Here is a 316-nt window from a genome sequence, read left to right on the forward strand (position 1 = left end):
TCAGGTGGTGGTGTCGGGTGAGCCCGAGGCGCTGGAGGAGCTGGTGGCGCAGTGCGTCGCCCGGGACATCCGCGCCCGCACGATCCCGGTCGACTACGCCTCGCATTCCTCGTACGTGGAGCAGATCGAGCAGCAGATCGGCGAGGCGTTGGACGGGGTCGCCCCGCAGGCCGCCGAGATCCCGCTCTTCTCGACGCTGACGGGGGAGTGGCTGGACGCCGACACTCCGATGGATGGCGGGTATTGGTATCGCAATCTGCGTCAGACGGTCCTGTTCGAGCAGGCCACGCGCGGTCTGCTCGCTGAGGGGCACGGG

General features: G+C 69.0%; 1 protein-coding gene. It reads left to right on the forward strand.

Translation table 11 applies throughout. From position 1 onward, the window contains the following. Window positions 1-316: acyltransferase domain-containing protein (locus ADL01_RS26240; RefSeq protein WP_159049633.1), on the forward strand; the 316-nt coding region annotated here is incomplete at both ends.

The organism is Streptomyces sp. NRRL WC-3618, assembly GCF_001280005.1.
In the GTDB taxonomy this organism is placed as follows: domain Bacteria; phylum Actinomycetota; class Actinomycetes; order Streptomycetales; family Streptomycetaceae; genus Streptomyces.